Origin of the sequence: Kitasatospora sp. NPDC056327, from assembly GCF_042261735.1 — a bacterium.
GTDB lineage: Bacteria > Actinomycetota > Actinomycetes > Streptomycetales > Streptomycetaceae > Kitasatospora.
The window spans coordinates 1-15,689 of sequence record NZ_JBHJRC010000202.1; the positions used below are offsets into that span (position 1 = coordinate 1).

The 15,689-nt window shown below is 73.8% G+C and carries 11 protein-coding genes; 4 read left to right on the forward strand and 7 right to left on the reverse strand.

The window, feature by feature from the left end; translation table 11 throughout:
• Positions 1–8: 8 nt before the first annotated feature.
• On the reverse strand, positions 9–341 hold the full coding sequence (locus ACFCX4_RS25245) for a hypothetical protein (RefSeq protein WP_376146514.1): 333 nt from the start codon (positions 339–341) through the stop codon (positions 9–11).
• An 817-nt stretch (positions 342–1,158) separates the two neighbouring features.
• Here ACFCX4_RS25245 and ACFCX4_RS25250 point away from each other — a divergent pair.
• Positions 1,159–2,370 (forward strand): hypothetical protein, encoded by a 1,212-nt coding sequence (locus ACFCX4_RS25250; RefSeq protein WP_376146517.1) that lies wholly within the window; start codon positions 1,159–1,161, stop codon positions 2,368–2,370.
• On the opposite strand, the gene ACFCX4_RS25255 is transcribed toward ACFCX4_RS25250, so the two are convergent.
• Positions 2,337–3,500, reverse strand: a complete 1,164-nt coding sequence (locus ACFCX4_RS25255) for an acyltransferase family protein (protein ID WP_376146520.1) — start codon at positions 3,498–3,500, stop codon at positions 2,337–2,339. The genes ACFCX4_RS25250 and ACFCX4_RS25255 overlap by 34 nt on opposite strands.
• 208 nt (positions 3,501–3,708) lie before the next feature.
• Here ACFCX4_RS25255 and ACFCX4_RS25260 point away from each other — a divergent pair, with 208 nt between their 5' ends.
• Positions 3,709–6,732 (forward strand): bifunctional [glutamine synthetase] adenylyltransferase/[glutamine synthetase]-adenylyl-L-tyrosine phosphorylase, encoded by a 3,024-nt coding sequence (locus tag ACFCX4_RS25260; RefSeq protein ID WP_376146523.1) that lies wholly within the window; start codon positions 3,709–3,711, stop codon positions 6,730–6,732.
• Positions 6,733–6,842: 110 nt separating this feature from the next.
• Here ACFCX4_RS25260 and ACFCX4_RS25265 read toward each other — a convergent pair whose 3' ends face one another.
• Positions 6,843–7,763, reverse strand: coding sequence for a phosphatase PAP2 family protein (locus tag ACFCX4_RS25265; protein ID WP_376146526.1), 921 nt, complete (start codon positions 7,761–7,763; stop codon positions 6,843–6,845).
• Between the two features lie 827 nt (positions 7,764–8,590).
• On the opposite strand from ACFCX4_RS25265, the gene ACFCX4_RS25270 reads away from it, so the two are divergent.
• A complete protein-coding gene (locus ACFCX4_RS25270) occupies positions 8,591–10,888 on the forward strand; it encodes a M4 family metallopeptidase (RefSeq protein ID WP_376146529.1) in 2,298 nt (765 codons plus the stop codon).
• 118 nt (positions 10,889–11,006) lie between these two features.
• Here the strand turns inward: ACFCX4_RS25270 and ACFCX4_RS25275 are convergent, their stop codons facing one another.
• From ACFCX4_RS25275 to ACFCX4_RS25285, 3 genes are all read right to left on the reverse strand, one after another.
• Positions 11,007–11,822, reverse strand: a complete 816-nt coding sequence (locus ACFCX4_RS25275; protein WP_376146532.1) for a hypothetical protein — start codon at positions 11,820–11,822, stop codon at positions 11,007–11,009.
• A gap of 72 nt (positions 11,823–11,894) precedes the next feature.
• The gene (locus ACFCX4_RS25280; protein WP_376146535.1) at positions 11,895–12,419 is read right to left on the reverse strand and encodes a SigE family RNA polymerase sigma factor; all 525 of its coding nucleotides are present in this window, start codon (positions 12,417–12,419) and stop codon (positions 11,895–11,897) included.
• Between the two features lie 210 nt (positions 12,420–12,629).
• Positions 12,630–13,373, reverse strand: coding sequence for an SDR family oxidoreductase (locus tag ACFCX4_RS25285; protein ID WP_376146538.1), 744 nt, complete (start codon positions 13,371–13,373; stop codon positions 12,630–12,632).
• A gap of 507 nt (positions 13,374–13,880) precedes the next feature.
• On the opposite strand from ACFCX4_RS25285, the gene ACFCX4_RS25290 reads away from it, so the two are divergent.
• Positions 13,881–14,990, forward strand: coding sequence for an alpha/beta hydrolase (locus ACFCX4_RS25290; protein ID WP_376146541.1), 1,110 nt, complete (start codon positions 13,881–13,883; stop codon positions 14,988–14,990).
• Positions 14,991–15,030: 40 nt separating this feature from the next.
• Here the strand turns inward: ACFCX4_RS25290 and ACFCX4_RS25295 are convergent.
• On the reverse strand, positions 15,031–15,689 hold a 659-nt coding region (locus ACFCX4_RS25295), incomplete at its 5' end, for a hypothetical protein (RefSeq protein WP_376146543.1).

A 15,689-nucleotide genomic window follows, 5' to 3' on the forward strand; every position in this document is an offset into this window, starting at 1 on the left:
GGCCCGCTTCAGTCCCCCTGGGCCGCCTGTGGGCCGTCGGGCCGTGGACCGGCGGCCCATCCGAGCGTTTCGTAGAGCCGGTCGACGGCCCGGCGGGTCCGGCCGTCGCTGCTCGGCATCAGGTGCGTGTAGACCCGGAGCGTGAACCCGGGGTCGCTGTGCCCCAGGTACTTGCTCAGCGCCTTCACGTTCTCGCCGGCGTCCAGCAGGACGTAGGGGTCCCCGCTGATCGCGGTCTCGATCGCGTCGGCGATCCGCAGATAGGTGCGGCAGGGCTCCGCTCCGACAGCAGCTGCTTTCTTGTCTGCCGGAGGTGAGGACGGAACCTGAGAGGTCGTCACCGACTCTTCGACGAGTGGTTCAGTGTGGGCTTCGAGCTTCCTTGCTGGTTCAAGGGGGCTCGTTACCGCTCGCTGCGGGCGCCCTGGCCCACCGCTGGGCCGATGCCCCAGTTTTCGACCCCTCCGGAACCTGGGCTTGTGGCAGACTGGGCGCGGCGCTGAACTGAGCCCGGCACTGCTGGGTTCCGCGCTGCTTGCGTTCGTCGCGTTCTGTTGCCGACTTCCCTTGCACAGCACTGCGTCCAGCAGGACGCGGACGAAGGGAAACGTCATGAGCGCTAAGGGAAAGGGCCCCGGACGGGCCTGGTGGAAGGCTGTTCGCTCTGTAGTCGCCGGTATCGGCGAGGGTACGGTTGGTGGATTGATCTTCGCGCACCTGACGGGCGTAGCAGTGGCGGGCTGAGTTCAGCGCCATCCTGTTGTCTCGGCGTTCGAGTGAGTCGCAGAGGCCCTCTCCGCGGCGGCGAGGCCGGCCGGACATCACCCGCTCCCCTTGGGGTCGTGCCGGAACAGGCGATAGTCGGCGGTGAATCAGGGATTCGCGCGGCCAGGCCAAGGCGAGATTCCAGTCTCTGTAGAGCCCCAGGTCGGATGGTCGCCGAGGGTCACCCCGTTCGAGCTGCGCAAGAACCTCCAGGTGCTGTAGGCGGGGGATCGGGTTCGGTCAAGGACCGCAGGGCCCGCTGTCGTTCGGATGGATGACGGCGGGCCCGCTGTTCGGGTTGGTCCGTACTCCGATGGCGGTATGTGAGGGGATCGTGACGGTGTGTTGTGATCCGATGAACGTGATCGTTCCCCTCCCCCTGAAGAGGACCTCATGCCCTCCTCCATCGTCAGCCGCGCGGCCACCGCCCGCCTGCTCGCCCGCCGGATCGGGATCACCGGTGTGGCTGTCGCCGCCGTCGCGGGACAGCTGCTCTCCGGCTCGGTCGCGGACGCCCGCGGGTCGGGCCCCAAGGGGCCGGAGCTGCGCGCCGACACCATCGCCTCGAACCCGCTGCCGTTCACCACGCGCTTCGAGGGCGACTTCCACGGGTCCGTCACGCGGATCAGCAACACCCTGATGACCTGCGACGAGACCCAGCCGCCGGTCGACCCGGAGCAGCCGCCGTGCGTGGACGCCCGGACGGGCGCGGGCAGCCGCCCGATCAACAACAACTACCAGATGAAGTACGTCAACATCGATCCGGGCAGCATCGGCCCGCTCGGCGACCAGATCTACTCGGCCAGCTCGGCGGACCTCGGGCTGCTGGAGGGCTCGCAGGTCAAGTACGCCCGGCTGTACTGGGGCGGCACCCGGGGCATCGGCGACACGGTGCTGCCGGAGAGCCAGATCGACGAGGTCTACCTCAAGGTCCCGGGCGAGGCCCAGTACCGGAACATCGAGAACGACCAGCCGTCCATCGGCTACATCACCACCAGCGAGGAGAGCAGCTACCAGGCCTCCGCCGACATCACCGACCTCGTCCGGAGGTCCGGCAACGGCAGCTACACCGTCGCCAACATGGACTCGGTGGTGAAGCCGCACAGCTGGGGCGGCTGGACGATCGTGGTGGCGTACGAGAACCCGTGCAAGCCGCTGCGCCACGTCCACCTGTGGGACGGCTTCCAGGTGGAGCTGCCGGACAGCCCGGCCCGCCAGTTCGACCTCACCGGTCTGCGGACCCCCGCCACCGGGCCGGTCGCCGGCAAGCTCGGCTTCGTCGTCTACGACGGAGACCTGAAGTGGACCGGCGACACCCTGGCCGTGAAGTCCACCAACGGGCCGGAGGCGGTCTTCTCGGACGTCAACCACGCCGCCAACGACGCCTTCAACTCCACCATCGAGGAGCTGACCCCGGCGGACCAGTTCGTCCGCACCCCGTACTTCCGCAACAACTTCGGTTACGACTCCAACCGCTGGGACATCTCGCCGTTCCTGCGCAACGGGGACACCGGACTGACCATCAAGTTCGACACCGACAAGGACGGCTACGACCTCGGCGTCTTCTACGCCTACCTGAACCTGGACGGCTCGCTGGAGGGCTGATCCCGGCCCGCCGGAGCGCGCCGCTGCCGCACCACCCCCGCCGGGCGGTGCGGCAGCGGCGTTCCGCGGTGCCGGGGCGCGCCGCGCAGCAGCCGCTCGCAGGGGCGCTCCACCCACCGGTAGAGGGCGCCCGCCGCCGCCAGGGTCGCGGCCGCGAGCAGCAGCTCCACGGCGAGCAGCGCGGCCGTCCCGGTGGGCCGGCCGGCCGTCAGCAGCCAGCAGCGGATGCCGATCTCGTGCACCAGGTACCAGGCGTAGGACCACTCGCCGAGCCGCACGGCCGTCCGCCCGGCCAGCAGGCGCGGTCCGCCGCCCGGTCCGAGGTCGCGGCGGGCGGCGGCGGCCAGCAGGGCGGCGAACAGCGGCGCCGGGACCAGCTGGGCGGCGCTGTACGGGCCCCACCACGCGCTGTCGGGGACGGCCGAGTGCCAGGGGACCAGCAGCAGGTGCCAGCCGGCCACCGCCGTGACGGCCGCGCCCAGCGGCACCCGGGGGAGCCGCCCGTGCCGGACGGCCAGCCCGGTGACCACCCCGAGGACGAACTGTGGGGTGCGGGTGAGCGGCAGGTAGTCCAGCAGCCAGCCGCGCAGCGCCGGATCGTCCGGGAGCAGCGCGCCCGCCGCCCAGAGCGCCGGCCCCAGCGCCGTGCACGCCGCCGCCAGCGGCAGCCAGCCGCGCGGGCGCGGGGCCAGCAGCCGCAGCAGCAGGGGGAACAGCAGGTAGAACCAGGCCTCCGCGCCCAGCGACCAGGACGCGGGGTTGCCGCCGAAGACGGTGTCCTGCGCCCAGGTGTGCAGCAGCGGCAGCGACCAGAGGGCCGCCGCCAGCGGGACGGCCAGGCCCAGCGCGGCGTCCGCGCCCAGCGACAGCGCGGTGGTCAGCGCGTGCAGCGGCCAGATCCGGGCGAACCGGCGGCGGCCGAAGGACCGGGCGGGCACGGCCGCGTCCCGGTAGGTCCAGGCGAGGACGAAGCCGGACAGGACGAAGAAGAAGGTGACGCCCGAGCGCCCGTACCAGGCGAGCGGGCCGAGCACCGGCAGCTCGCCGACCTTGCGCGACAGGTGGTAGAGCACCACCAGCAGCGCGGCCCAGAAGCGCAGCCCGGTGAGCGAGGGCAGACGGCTGGGCATCGGGCGCTCCGGCGGACGGGGGAACGGGGACGGGGAGGGAGGGGACGTGCAACGGTGGCCAGGACACGGGACCGACCGCGCCGGGCCGGGACGGACGGGCGGGACGGACGGGACGACGCCGGGTGAACGAGTGCGACCGGCGAGCGGTCACGCCCGGCGGGAGGGCCCCGCGGCGCGTAGCCTGCTGGGGCGGACGGACGGAGGGGCGATGACGGTGGAGGAACAGCGGGCCGGCAGCCGGGTCAGCCGGCCGGAGGTCAGGCTGGTGCGGCGCGGGTTCACCGATCCCGGACGGGCGTTGCGGCTGCTCGCCGAACCGGCCCTCGAAGGGCTCGCCGCGGACCCGCTGCTGATCGACGCGCTCGGCGCCACCGCCGACCCCGACCTCGCGCTGCTCGGCCTGTCCCGGCTGCTGGAGGCCGCCGAGCCGGCCGACCGGCGGACCCTGCGCGACACCCTGACCACCTCCAAGCCGCTGCGCGACCGGCTGCTCGGCGTGCTCGGAGCGTCCACCGCGCTCGCCGACCACCTGGCCCGCCACCCCCGTGACTGGCACGTCCTGGTCACCTTCGAGCTGCGCGACATGCACCCCGGCCCGGAGGACTTCCGCCGCGCGCTCGCCGAGGCCGTCGCCGCCGACACCACCGGCCGCCCGGCCGACGCGCTGCGCGTCGGCTACCGCCGCTGCCTGCTGGCGATCGCCGCCCGCGACCTCACCGGCACCACCGACCTCGCCCAGACCGCCGCCGAACTCGCCGACCTGGCCGGCGCCACCCTGCAGACCGCCCTCGACCTCGCCGCCGCCCAGGAGCCGGACGCCGCCGCGGCCTGTCGGCTCGCCGTGATCGGCATGGGCAAGTGCGGCGGGCGCGAGCTCAACTACGTCTCCGACGTCGACGTCGTCTTCGTGGCCGAACCGCGCGAGGGCGCCGACGAGCAGGAGGCGACCGCGGCCGCCACCCGGCTGGCCGCCGCGCTCACCCGGCTCTGCGCCGACACCACCGGCGAGGGCACCATCTGGCCGGTGGACGCCAACCTGCGCCCCGAGGGCCGCAACGGCCCGCTGGTCCGCACCCTGGCCAGCCACCTCGCGTACTACCAGCGCTGGGCCAAGACCTGGGAGTTCCAGGCGCTGCTGAAGGCCCGCCCGGTGGCCGGCGACCGGGAGCTCGGCGAGGCCTACACCGCCGCGCTGGCACCGATGGTCTGGCAGGCCGCCGCCCGGGAGAACTTCGTCGCCGACGTGCAGCAGATGCGCCGCCGGGTGATCGACTCGATCCCGGTCACCGAGCTGGACCGCCAGCTCAAGCTCGGCCCCGGCGGCCTGCGGGACGTCGAGTTCTCCGTCCAGCTGCTCCAGCTGGTGCACGGCCGCACCGACGAGGCACTGCGCAGCGGCAACACCCTGGAGGCGCTCGCCGCGCTCTCCCGCGGCGGCTACGTGGGCCGCGCCGACGCCGCCTCGCTGGACGCCGCCTACCGGTTCCTGCGTTCCCTGGAGCACCGGATCCAGCTGCACCGGCTGCGCCGCACCCACCTGATGCCCACCGCCGAGGAGGACCTGCGCCGGCTTGCCCGCTCGCTCGCCCCGCTGATCAACGACGACACCCGGGCCGACCCGGTCGCCGCGCTCCAGCGGGAGTGGAAGCGGCACGCCGTCGAGGTGCGCCGGCTGCACGAGAAGCTGTTCTACCGGCCGCTGCTGGACGCCGTCGCCGAGCTGCCCCCCGGCGCGGCCGGCCTGCGCCCGGACGCGGCCCGGGCCCGCCTGGAGGCGCTCGGCTACGCCGACCCGGCCGCCGCGCTGCGCCACCTCAGTGCACTGGCCGCCGGGGTCAGCCGCAAGGCCGCCATCCAGCGGACCCTGCTGCCGGTGCTGCTCGGCTGGTTCGCCGACTCCGCCGACCCGGACGCCGGACTGCTCAACTTCCGCCAGGTCTCCGACGCGCTCGGCCGCACCCCCTGGTACCTGCGGCTGCTGCGCGACGAGAGCGCCGCGGCCGAGCAGTTGGCCCGGGTGCTGTCGGCCGGCCGGCTCGCCCCCGACCTGCTGCTGCGCGCGCCCGAGGCGGTCGCCATGCTCGGCGACGCGCAGGGCCTGGTGCCGCGCGGGCGGGCCGCGCTGGAGCAGGAGGTGCTTGCCGCCGTCCGCCGGGCCGACTCGACGGCCGCGGCGGTGGCCGCCGTCCGGTCGGTGCGCCGCCGCGAGCTGTTCCGCACCGCCGCCGCCGATGTGCTCGGGCGGCTCGACGAGGACCCGGCGCGGGCTCTGGACACCGCAGGGGAGGCGCTCACCGCGCTCAACGCCGCCACCCTGCAGGGCGCGCTGCGGGCCTGCACGGCCGGCTGGGAGGCCCGCAACGGCGACCTGCCGACCAGGATCGCGGTGATCGCGATGGGCCGCTTCGGCGGGCACGAGCTGGGCTACGGCTCGGACGCGGACGTGCTCTTCGTCCACGAGCCGCTGCTCGGGTCGCTGGAGGAGGACGCCGCCCGGGCCGCCCGGGCGGTCTGCCTGGAGCTGCGCGCCCTGCTGGCCGCGCCGTCCACCGAGCCGCCGCTGGAGGTGGACGCCGACCTGCGGCCGGAGGGGCGCAACGGGCCGCTGGTGCGCTCGCTCGGCTCGTACGCGGCCTACTACCGGCGCTGGTCGCACGCCTGGGAGAGCCAGGCGCTGCTGCGGGCCGAGCCGGTCGCCGGGGACCCGGAGCTGGGGGAGCGGTTCCGGCAGCTGATCGACCCGCTCCGCTACCCCGGGGACGGGGTGCCGGAGCGGGACCTGCTGGAGATCCGCCGGATCAAGGCCCGGATCGAGGCGGAGCGGCTGCCGCGCGGCGCCGACCCGACCACCCACACCAAGATCGGCCGGGGCGGGCTCGCGGACGTCGAGTGGACCGTCCAGCTGCTCCAGCTGCGGCACGGGCACGAACTGCCGGAGCTGCGCACCACCCGGACCAGGGCGGCGCTGGCGGCGGCGGCCGGGGCCGGACTGGTCGCGGCGCAGGACGCGGCGGTGCTGGACGCGGCCTGGGTGCTGGCCTCCCGGGTGCGTTCGGCGGTGATGCTGGTGCGCGGCCGGCCGGGCGACTCCTTCCCGGCGGACGCCCGGGAGCTGGCGGGGGTGGCCCGCTACCTGGGGTACGGGGCCGGGCACAGCGGCGAGCTGGTGGACGACTACCGGCGGACCACCCGGCGGGCCCGGTCGGTGGTGGAGCGGCTGTTCTACGGGTGAGGGCGAGGGCGAGGACGGAGGTGAAGGCGGGGGTGGGGCCCGGGTAAGGGGGCGGGCAGGGGAGACGCGGAAGGGGCCCCGGACGCCCGGGGCCCCTCCTGTCGTCCGTGCTACCGCCGCGCGGTGGTCACCGCGGGTTCGCTCCACTGCTCCGGGACGGTGACCGGCTCGGAGTTCTCCGGCTCGGCGCTCTCCCGGGCCGGGACCCGCGGGAGCCGGTGGACCCAGGAGTGGTAGAGCCAGCGGGCGGCCAGGAAGCCGACCAGCAGGCACAGCAGGCCGCCGACGGCGTCCATCCAGAAGTGGTTGGCGGTCGCGACGATGACCACCAGGGTCGCCACCGGGTAGAGCAGGCCCAGCACCCGGACCCAGGTCCGGCGGGCCAGGAAGAAGATGGTCAGACCGCACCACGTCGACCAGCCGATGTGCATCGAGGGCATCGCGGCGAACTGGTTGGAGACGTGGGTGGCCGGTCCCGAGGCCATCGAGCCCCAGGTGCCGTGGGCCTTCACGGTGTCGATGAAGCCGCCGTCGGTCATCAGCCGGGGCGGGGCCAGCGGGAAGAAGTAGAAGCCGACCAGGGCGATCGCGGTGGTGACGAACAGCACCGTGCGCACGGCGGCGTAGCGGCCCGGGTGCCACCGGTAGATCCAGACCAGGACGCCGATGGTCACGATGAAGTGCAGCGTCGCGTAGTAGTAGTTCATCCCGGTGATCAGCCAGCCGACGCTGTCGACGGCGTGGTTCACCGAGCGCTCGACGGCGACGCCGAGGGACTTCTCCAGGTCCCAGATCCAGCCGGCGTGCTTCTGCGCGACCGACTCCTGTTCGGGGACGGCGTTGCGCACCAGCGAGTAGATCCAGTAGCTGAGGCCGATCAGGGCCAGCTCGAACCAGATCCTCGGCCGCGCCGGCGAACGGCGCTGCTCCCGGACGCGGTCGCGCAGCGCGGCGGTGCGGGTACGTGCCGCGCGGGTGGCTCCGTCGGGCATGCGGCCGCCGTTCTGCTGGATCTCGGTCGGTTCCCCCATGGACGAGAAGTCTGCCAGACGTCCCGTAGCCGTCTGCTCATCCTCTGGAAGTGGATTCTTCACCGGCTGTCCCCCTCCGGTGGTAGGGGACGGCTCCCCCCGGGGCAGGGGGTGCGGTCGGGTCCGGGGCGGACCGGTGGGACGGGCATACGTCCCATTGTCATGCCGGAGGGGCCGGGTGGCGCAATCGGGGGTGGGAAATGCCGGGAACGATCTTCCCCGGTGCCGGTCCGCCGGGTCCGGTGGACGGTGTCCGTACCGTTTTCGGCCGCCGGCGGTTCCATTCAATGTATGGAGTCGGCCGGAAATCGCCCCTGGCACGGCTGGAAAGGTGAGGTGCCGCGCCCGTGCGGCGCCGTCGGCCGGGTGCCGGCCGGGCGGCGGTCCCGGGGTGGGCCCTGAGCGCTGGTCAGTGCCCACCGGGGGTGATCAAACCTTTTCGCCGAAAATGAAAACGATCTTCGTGAGTTCTTGCGCCCGTAACACCGGTGGCGCCCCGGTGGACGTACGGGCCGGTAGCTAATCGGCCAATCCATGGCATGCATCTGTCATTAACGGCTCGTTTGCTGCCACGATTCCTCCGGCTGCTGACGAGGGGGCCCCACCCCCCGCTGCGGCTGTCCCAGGTCCGGAACAGCGCGTCCCCCTGCCGGAGAACGCTCGACCACCTCGCTCCGCAACCGCACCCGCGCCGCGTATCGGCGGCGCGGGCCCCCACTGGGCCGCAACCCCGCGGCCAGGTTCTGTCCACCGCCGCGAACCCCGCGGCGGTCGGAGAAGGAGTCCGCATGTCCCGTTACGCCCACGCCCGGAAGGCAGCCATTGTCATGGCCGCTTCCACTGCCTTGCTGGTGACCGGCATCCCGGTCATCGCGCAGGCGGCCACCCCCGACGCGCCGTCGGCCGTCGCAGCGCAGCAGGCGAACCGGGCGGAGCTGATCGCCTCCGCGAACCAGCAGACCTCCGGCCTCGCCCAGACCCTGGGCCTGACCGGCGACGAGAAGCTGGTCACCAAGGACGTCGTCCAGGACGCCAACGGCGCCCGCCACCTGCGCTACGAGCGCACCTACGCCGGCCTGCCGGTGCTCGGCGGCGACCTGATCGTCCACCAGGACGCCACCGGTGCCACCACGGGCGTGACCAAGGCCAGCGAGGCCGTGCTGAGCGGCGTCAGCACCACGCCGAAGCTCGCCGCGCCGAAGGCCCAGGAGGCCGCGCTCGCCTCCGAGGCCGGCGCCGCGCTCGACAACGCCCCGCGCCTGGTCGTCTGGGCCGCCGAGGGCACCCCGAGGCTCGCCTGGGAGACCGTCGTCTCCGGCAAGCAGGAGAACGGCACCCCGAGCCGGCTCAGGGTCGTCACCGACGCGGCCACCGGTGCCGTGCTCAGCAAGGTCGAGGGCGTCAAGACGGGTACCGGCAACGGCGTCTTCGTCGGCAACGTGCCGCTGACCACCACCCAGAGCGGGTCCTCGTACCAGCTCAAGGACGGCACCCGCGGCGGGCAGTACACCACCGACATGGGCAACCGGACCACCGGCAACGGCACGCTGTTCTCCAAGTCCAGCGACACCTGGGGCAACGGGGCGGCGACCAACCGCGAGTCCGCCGCGGTCGACGCCCAGTACGGCGCCGCCGCCACCTGGGACTTCTACAAGAACACCTTCGGCCGCAGCGGCATCCGCAACGACGGCGTCGGCGCCTTCAGCCGGGTCCACTACGACACCGGCTACGTCAACGCCTTCTGGGAAGACGGCTGCTTCTGCATGACCTACGGCGACGGTGACGGGGACACCCACCCGCTGACCGAGCTGGACGTGGCCGGTCACGAGATGAGCCACGGCGTCACCTCCGCGACCGCCAACCTCAACTACTCGGGCGAGTCCGGCGGCCTCAACGAGGCCACCTCGGACATCTTCGGCAACGCGGTCGAGTTCTACGCCAACCTGGCGAAGGACAACCCGGACTACCTGGTCGGCGAGCTCATCGACATCAACGGCAACGGCACGCCGCTGCGCTACATGGACAAGCCCTCCAAGGACGGCCGCTCCGCCGACTCCTGGTACTCGGGCGTCGGCAACCTGGACGTGCACTACTCGTCCGGCGTCGCCAACCACTTCTTCTACCTGCTGGCCGAGGGCAGCGGCGCCAAGGTGATCAACGGCGTCAGCTACAACAGCCCGACCGCCAACAACGTCACCGTCACCGGCATCGGCCGGGACAAGGCGCTGCAGATCTGGTACAAGGCGCTGACCGGGTTCATGACCTCCACCACCAACTACGCCCAGGCGCGCACCGCGACGGAGAACGCCGCCAAGGCCATCTACGGGGCGGGCAGCCCCGAGGTGATCGCGGTCGGCACCGCGTGGGCCGGCGTCAACGTGGGCACCGTGCCGCCGAACCCGGGCGGCGTCACCGTCACCAACCCGGGCAACCAGAGCACCAAGATCAACACCGCGGTCAACCTGGCGATCCAGGCCAGCGGCGGCACCGCCCCGCTGACCTACTCGGCCACCGGCCTGCCGGCCGGTCTGTCGATCAACGCCTCCACCGGCGCGGTCACCGGCACCCCGACCGCCCTCGGCACCTCCAACGTCACCGTGACCGCCAAGGACTCGGCCAACAAGACCGGGACCGCGAGCTTCACCTGGACGGTCACCGACTCCAGCAGCACCTGCACGCCGGCGCAGCTGCTCGGCAACGCCGGCTTCGAGACGGGCTCGGCCGCGCCGTGGACCGCCTCCAGCGGTGTGGTGGACAACTCGGCGTCGCAGGCGGCGCACGGCGGTTCGTGGAAGGCGTGGCTGAACGGCTACGGCTCGACCCACACGGACACGCTGTCGCAGACGGTCTCCATCCCGTCCGGCTGCAGGGCGACCCTGAGCTTCTACCTGCACATCGACTCGGGCGAGTCCGGCTCGACGGTGTACGACAAGCTGACCGTGCAGGTCAACGGCACCACGCTGAAGACCTACTCCAACGCCGACGCGGCCGCCGGCTACCAGCTGCGGACCTTCGACCTGTCGGCCTACGCGGGCCAGACGGTGACCGTCAAGTTCACCGGCACCGAGGACGCCTCGCTGCAGACCAGCTTCGTGATCGACGACACCTCGGTGGCCACGAGCTGACCTGCCGCCGGTGAGGCCGGCGGAAACCAGGTGAGACAGGGGCAGGGCCCGGCGGGTACGACCGCCGGGCCCTGTGTCGTCCTCCTGTGTCGTCCTCCGGTGCCGCGCGCCGGGGCCGTCAGCTCCTCGGGGCCAGCCCCGGGAGCCGGGCCCAGGCCGCGTCGGCGGCGATCCGCTGCCAGCGCGGCAGGTCCAGCGGCGGGGCGTCCCGGGTGCGGCGCGAGTTGAGCGAGGGGTCGTCGGCCTCGTGCAGGGTGCCGTTGTGGACGGCGAGGCCGACCCGGGTGCCGTCCGGGAAGGGCGTCCAGATCCGGTAGGTGAGCCAGCCGCTGTCGGCGGTCGTCAGGACCTCGACGACCTGCGGCTCCGGGCCCGGCCCGGGGGCCGTCTCGCAGCGGTAGCCGGCCGCGCGGGCCGCGTCGGCGCGCTCGGCGCAGGACGGCCCGGCGGCCTTCGAGGCCGGTCCGTGCACCTCGACCGAGAGGGTGACGGCGCCCCGGCCGTCGTCGTAGCGGGTCCAGAGCACGGAGTCGGCGGCCGGGTCCAGGGTGAGCTGGTCGGCGCCGGGCTCGCTCTCCAGCCGGACGCCGGGGCCGGTCAGCCTGGTCAGCTCGGTGCGCATGGCGGCGGTCTGCCGGGCGCGCAGCTCCGGGGCAGCGGCCGCGGTGGCGCCGGACGAGGTCGGCCCGGCCGGCGCCGCGTCGCTTCCGGCGAGGGCGGGCAGGGCGGTGAGGGTGACGGTGACGGCCAGTGCGAGGACGGCGGCGGCCGAGGCGGCGGTGGCCAGCCGGCGGCGACGGCGCAGCACGCGGCCGTGCCGGGTGGCCTCGGCGACCATCACGGCGACCGGCGGGCGCAGGCCCTGGACGCTGTCGGCGAGCAGACGGCCCAGGTCGTGCTCGATGTCCGGGTCGGGGGCCGGGTCGGGGGCCATGGGGCGGAGCTCCTGGGGTGCGGGGAACGGCGGGAAGGTGGTGGGAGGCGCGGGCGCCGGGGGCGGCCCGGCTCAGGGGCGGAGCAACAGTTCGCGGTCGTCGGCCAGGATCTCGCGCAGCCGGGCGAGGGAGCGGGTGGAGAGGCCCTTGACGGCGGCCGGGGTGGTGCCGAGCATCTCGGCCACCGCCTCGATCGGGTGGTCCTCCAGGTAGCGCAGCACGACGACGGCGCGGTTGCGCGGCGGCAGCGTGCGGAGCGCGGCGACCAGGGTGAGCCGCAGGTCCGCGCCCGCGACCGGGTGGCCGTCCGGGCCGCCGGGGGAGTCCGGCAGCTCGGCGACGGCGATCTCGCCGGAGCGGCGCAGCCGGCGGTGGGAGAGGTAGCAGCGGAGCAGCACCTTGCGGGCGTAGGCGTCGATCGACGGCTCGTCGTCGCCGCGGCGCAGCCGGCCCCAGACCGAGTAGAGCTTGGCGAGCGTGGTCTGGACGAGGTCCTGGGCCTGGTGCCAGTCCCCGCACATCAGGTAGGCGACCTGGAAGAGACGTCCGGCGCGGTTGGCCGCGAACTCCTCGAAGGCGTCCGCGTTCCTGCTCATGCCGTTCTCCCGTACTCGTGGTGTTCCTTCCCTTCTCCACGCCGTGGCGGGCCGGAAAGTCGCACACGAGTTTTTTGGGGGGCGGCGGCGGGACCCCGGGGCGGCAGGGCGGTAGGGCGGCAGGGTGGCGGGAGCGGCGGGCGTGGCGGGACCCCGGGAGCGGCGGGACCTTCGCGGTGCCCGTCGCCCCCGGGCCGCGGTTCGCGCCGGTCAGCCCCGGCCGATGTACGGCATGGCGCTCGCCATCACCGTGGCGAACTGCACATTGGCCTCCAGCGGCAGCTCCGCCATGTGCCGCACCGTGCGGGCCACGTCGGCGACGTCCATGGTCGGCTCCACCGCGAGCCGGCCGTCCGCCTGGGGCACGCCGGTGCTCATCGCGGCCGTCATGTCGGTCGCGGCGTTGCCGATGTCGATCTGCCCGCAGGCGATCCGGTACGGACGGCCGTCCAGCGACAGGGACTTGGTCAGGCCCGTCACGGCGTGCTTGGTCGCGGTGTAGGCGACCGAACGCGGGCGCGGCGCGTGCGCCGAGACCGAGCCGTTGTTGATGATCCGGCCGCCCTGCGGCTCCTGGGCCCGCATCTGCCGGAACGCGGCGCGGGCGCAGAGGAAGGCGCCGGTCAGGTTGAGGTCGACCACGGCCCGCCAGGCGGCGACGTCCAGCTCGTCCACGGCGGCCGGGGTGCCGAAGGTGCCCGCGTTGTTGAAGAGCAGGTCCACCCGGCCGAAGCGCCCGGTGGCGGCGGCGAACAGCGCGTCCACGGCGGCCGGATCGGTGACGTCGGTCGGCACCACGGCCGTCTCGCCGCCGCTCAGTGCGGCGGTCTCCCGCAGCGGCTCCGCCCGCCGCCCGGCCAGCACCAGCCACCAGCCGGCGGCGGCGAGCTCCCTCGCGACGGCCCGGCCGATGCCGCTGCCTGCTCCGGTGACGACGGCGATGCGTTCCAACATGTCTGGCTCCTCGGGCGGGGCGGGGCGGGGCGGGGCGGGGCGGGGGTCGGGTTGGTGCGGGTGCGGGTGCGGGTGCGGGTGCGGGTGCGGCGGTGCGGGGCGCGCGGCCGCCCGGCTCGATCGTCGCGGATCCGGGGCCCGGCGTCACGACCGGGAGGGGCCCGCCGGCCGGGCGGGCGGCGCTCCGCACGCCCCGCCGCCGCCGTGCGCGCTCGGCCGACCGGGCGGGCCCCCGCCGGGCGGCGGGGGCGGCATCCGCCGCTCGGCGGGGGTCGGCCGGAGGCTTTACCCGATCGGGAACAAACGTTGGATCGCCGCAGGCCGACGCGCAACCGGTCCATGACGGCCCACGTCATAAGATCGCAGGGCAGCACGCCGCCGCGAGGGCGGCGCGCAGTCTCCCGGGGTCCCGCGCACCGCCGCACCCCGGGCCTGTCCGGCCCCACCCGGGGGCCACCGCCCGGCTCCGTGGGGAGCGGGCGCGACACCGGTCGGAGAGTTCTCACCGTGCAGCCGCAGTCCTCCCGTTTCCGCGCCGTGCTGACCGGCGCCACCGTCTTCACCCTGGCTGCCGCGCTGGCGGCCTGCGGCAGTTCGGACGGCGGCAGCAAGGGGGACTCGGCGAAGGGCGGTTCCGGCGGCACGGCGTCCTCGTCGTCCTCCGCTTCCTCGTCCTCGTCCTCGTCGTCCGGCGCGTCCTCCTCCGCCCCCGGTTCCCCGGCGGCGGGTTCGGGCCCGGCGGCGCCGGCCACCACCGCCCCGCCCACGGCCTCCGGCAAGGTGCTGATGCCGACCGGCCCGGCCGCCGCGTTCGGCAAGGCCCGGGACACCGCCGCCGGCCAGATCATGGTGACCACGCTGAACGGTCCCAAGTCCGGGGTCTCGGGCAAGGTCTGGGTCTGGCTCCCGCCGGAGTACAACGACCCCAAGTACGCCCGGACCGGCTTCCCGGTGCTCACCCTGTACGCGGGCGGCCAGAGCGCCGGCTACAACACCTGGACCGACAACCAGCTGCCGATCCAGGAGGTCGACGCCGAGCTCGCCAAGCAGGGCAAGGCGCACCCCTTCATCATGATCATGCCGGTGCAGAACCTGGACTCCAACGAGGCCAAGGCCCTGGAGTGCGCCGACATCCCGGGCCAGCCCAGGATGGGCACCTGGATGGCCGAGGACATCCCCGACTTCGTCCGCGCCAACTTCCGCACGGTGAAGGGGCGCGACGGCTGGGGCCTGATGGGCGCCTCCACCGGCGCGTTCTGCAGCGCCAAGCTGGCCCTCCAGTACCCGAACACCTTCAAGGCCGCCGTCCCGATCGACGGGTACTTCAACCCGGACTCGCCGCTCTGGAAGGGCCACGAGACCGAGCGCCAGGCCAACAGCCCCGATCTGCTGGTCTCCCAGGGCAAGGCCGACGTGCGGATGCTGGCCACCGCCGGCGGCGCCAACGCGTACGAGATGAAGCTCGTCAAGGGCTGGGCCGCCAAGGCCGCGCCGCCGCTCACGGTCGAGTACTACGAGCAGCCCGGCGGGAAGCACCTCACCACCGACTTCAAGAAGATGATCCCGGACATGCTGCAGTGGCTCAGCCGCAACCTCGCCGGGCCGCAGGGGGAGTAGGGCGTGTCCTGCGGATCGTCGCCGGGCTACCGGGGGACGGCTACCGGGGGACGGCGCTCGGCATGGTCTGCCAGCCCTCGGTGAGCGCCTCGGCGAAGCCGGGCGCGGCGGCGAGGGCGCGCAGCTGATCGAGGGATACGACCGCCGGGTCCGGTGTCCTGGGGCCGGAGAGCGGGGCGAAGTCCAGGACGACGGCATCGCCCGCCGGGCTGATCACCAGGATCTGGTTGTGCCGCGTGACCGAGCCGTACACGCCGGCTCCGAGGACCCACCCCGTCCAGCCGTCGGTCAGCGGCACGGGGTGGCATTCGGTGTCCGGCAGGGGGACGGACCCGCCGCCGGGGTTCTGCCAGGAGCAGGGGTTGGCGCGTTCGGCGGACGTGGCCCTGCCCTCGGCCTGGCGGGTGACCGCGAGCGCCGGGGCGTTCGTCCGCTCCAGCAGGAAGTACGACGGCGACCGGCCCTCCCGGACCTCGGCACCGCCGGGGAGCGGGTGGGTGCGCAGGAAGTGGAGCAGCCCGGAGTGGCCGGCGAGGTTCAGCTGCCACTCGGCGCTCAGGATGTCCCGCGCTTCCGGGGAACCGAAGGAGGGGAGCGTCCAGGCGGCGGTGGCGAGGGCGGGAGTGGCGGTCCGGTCGGCCGTGGTGGCGTCGGGACCGCTCAGCACGACCCCCGTGGTGGCGGTCACGACCGTGACCG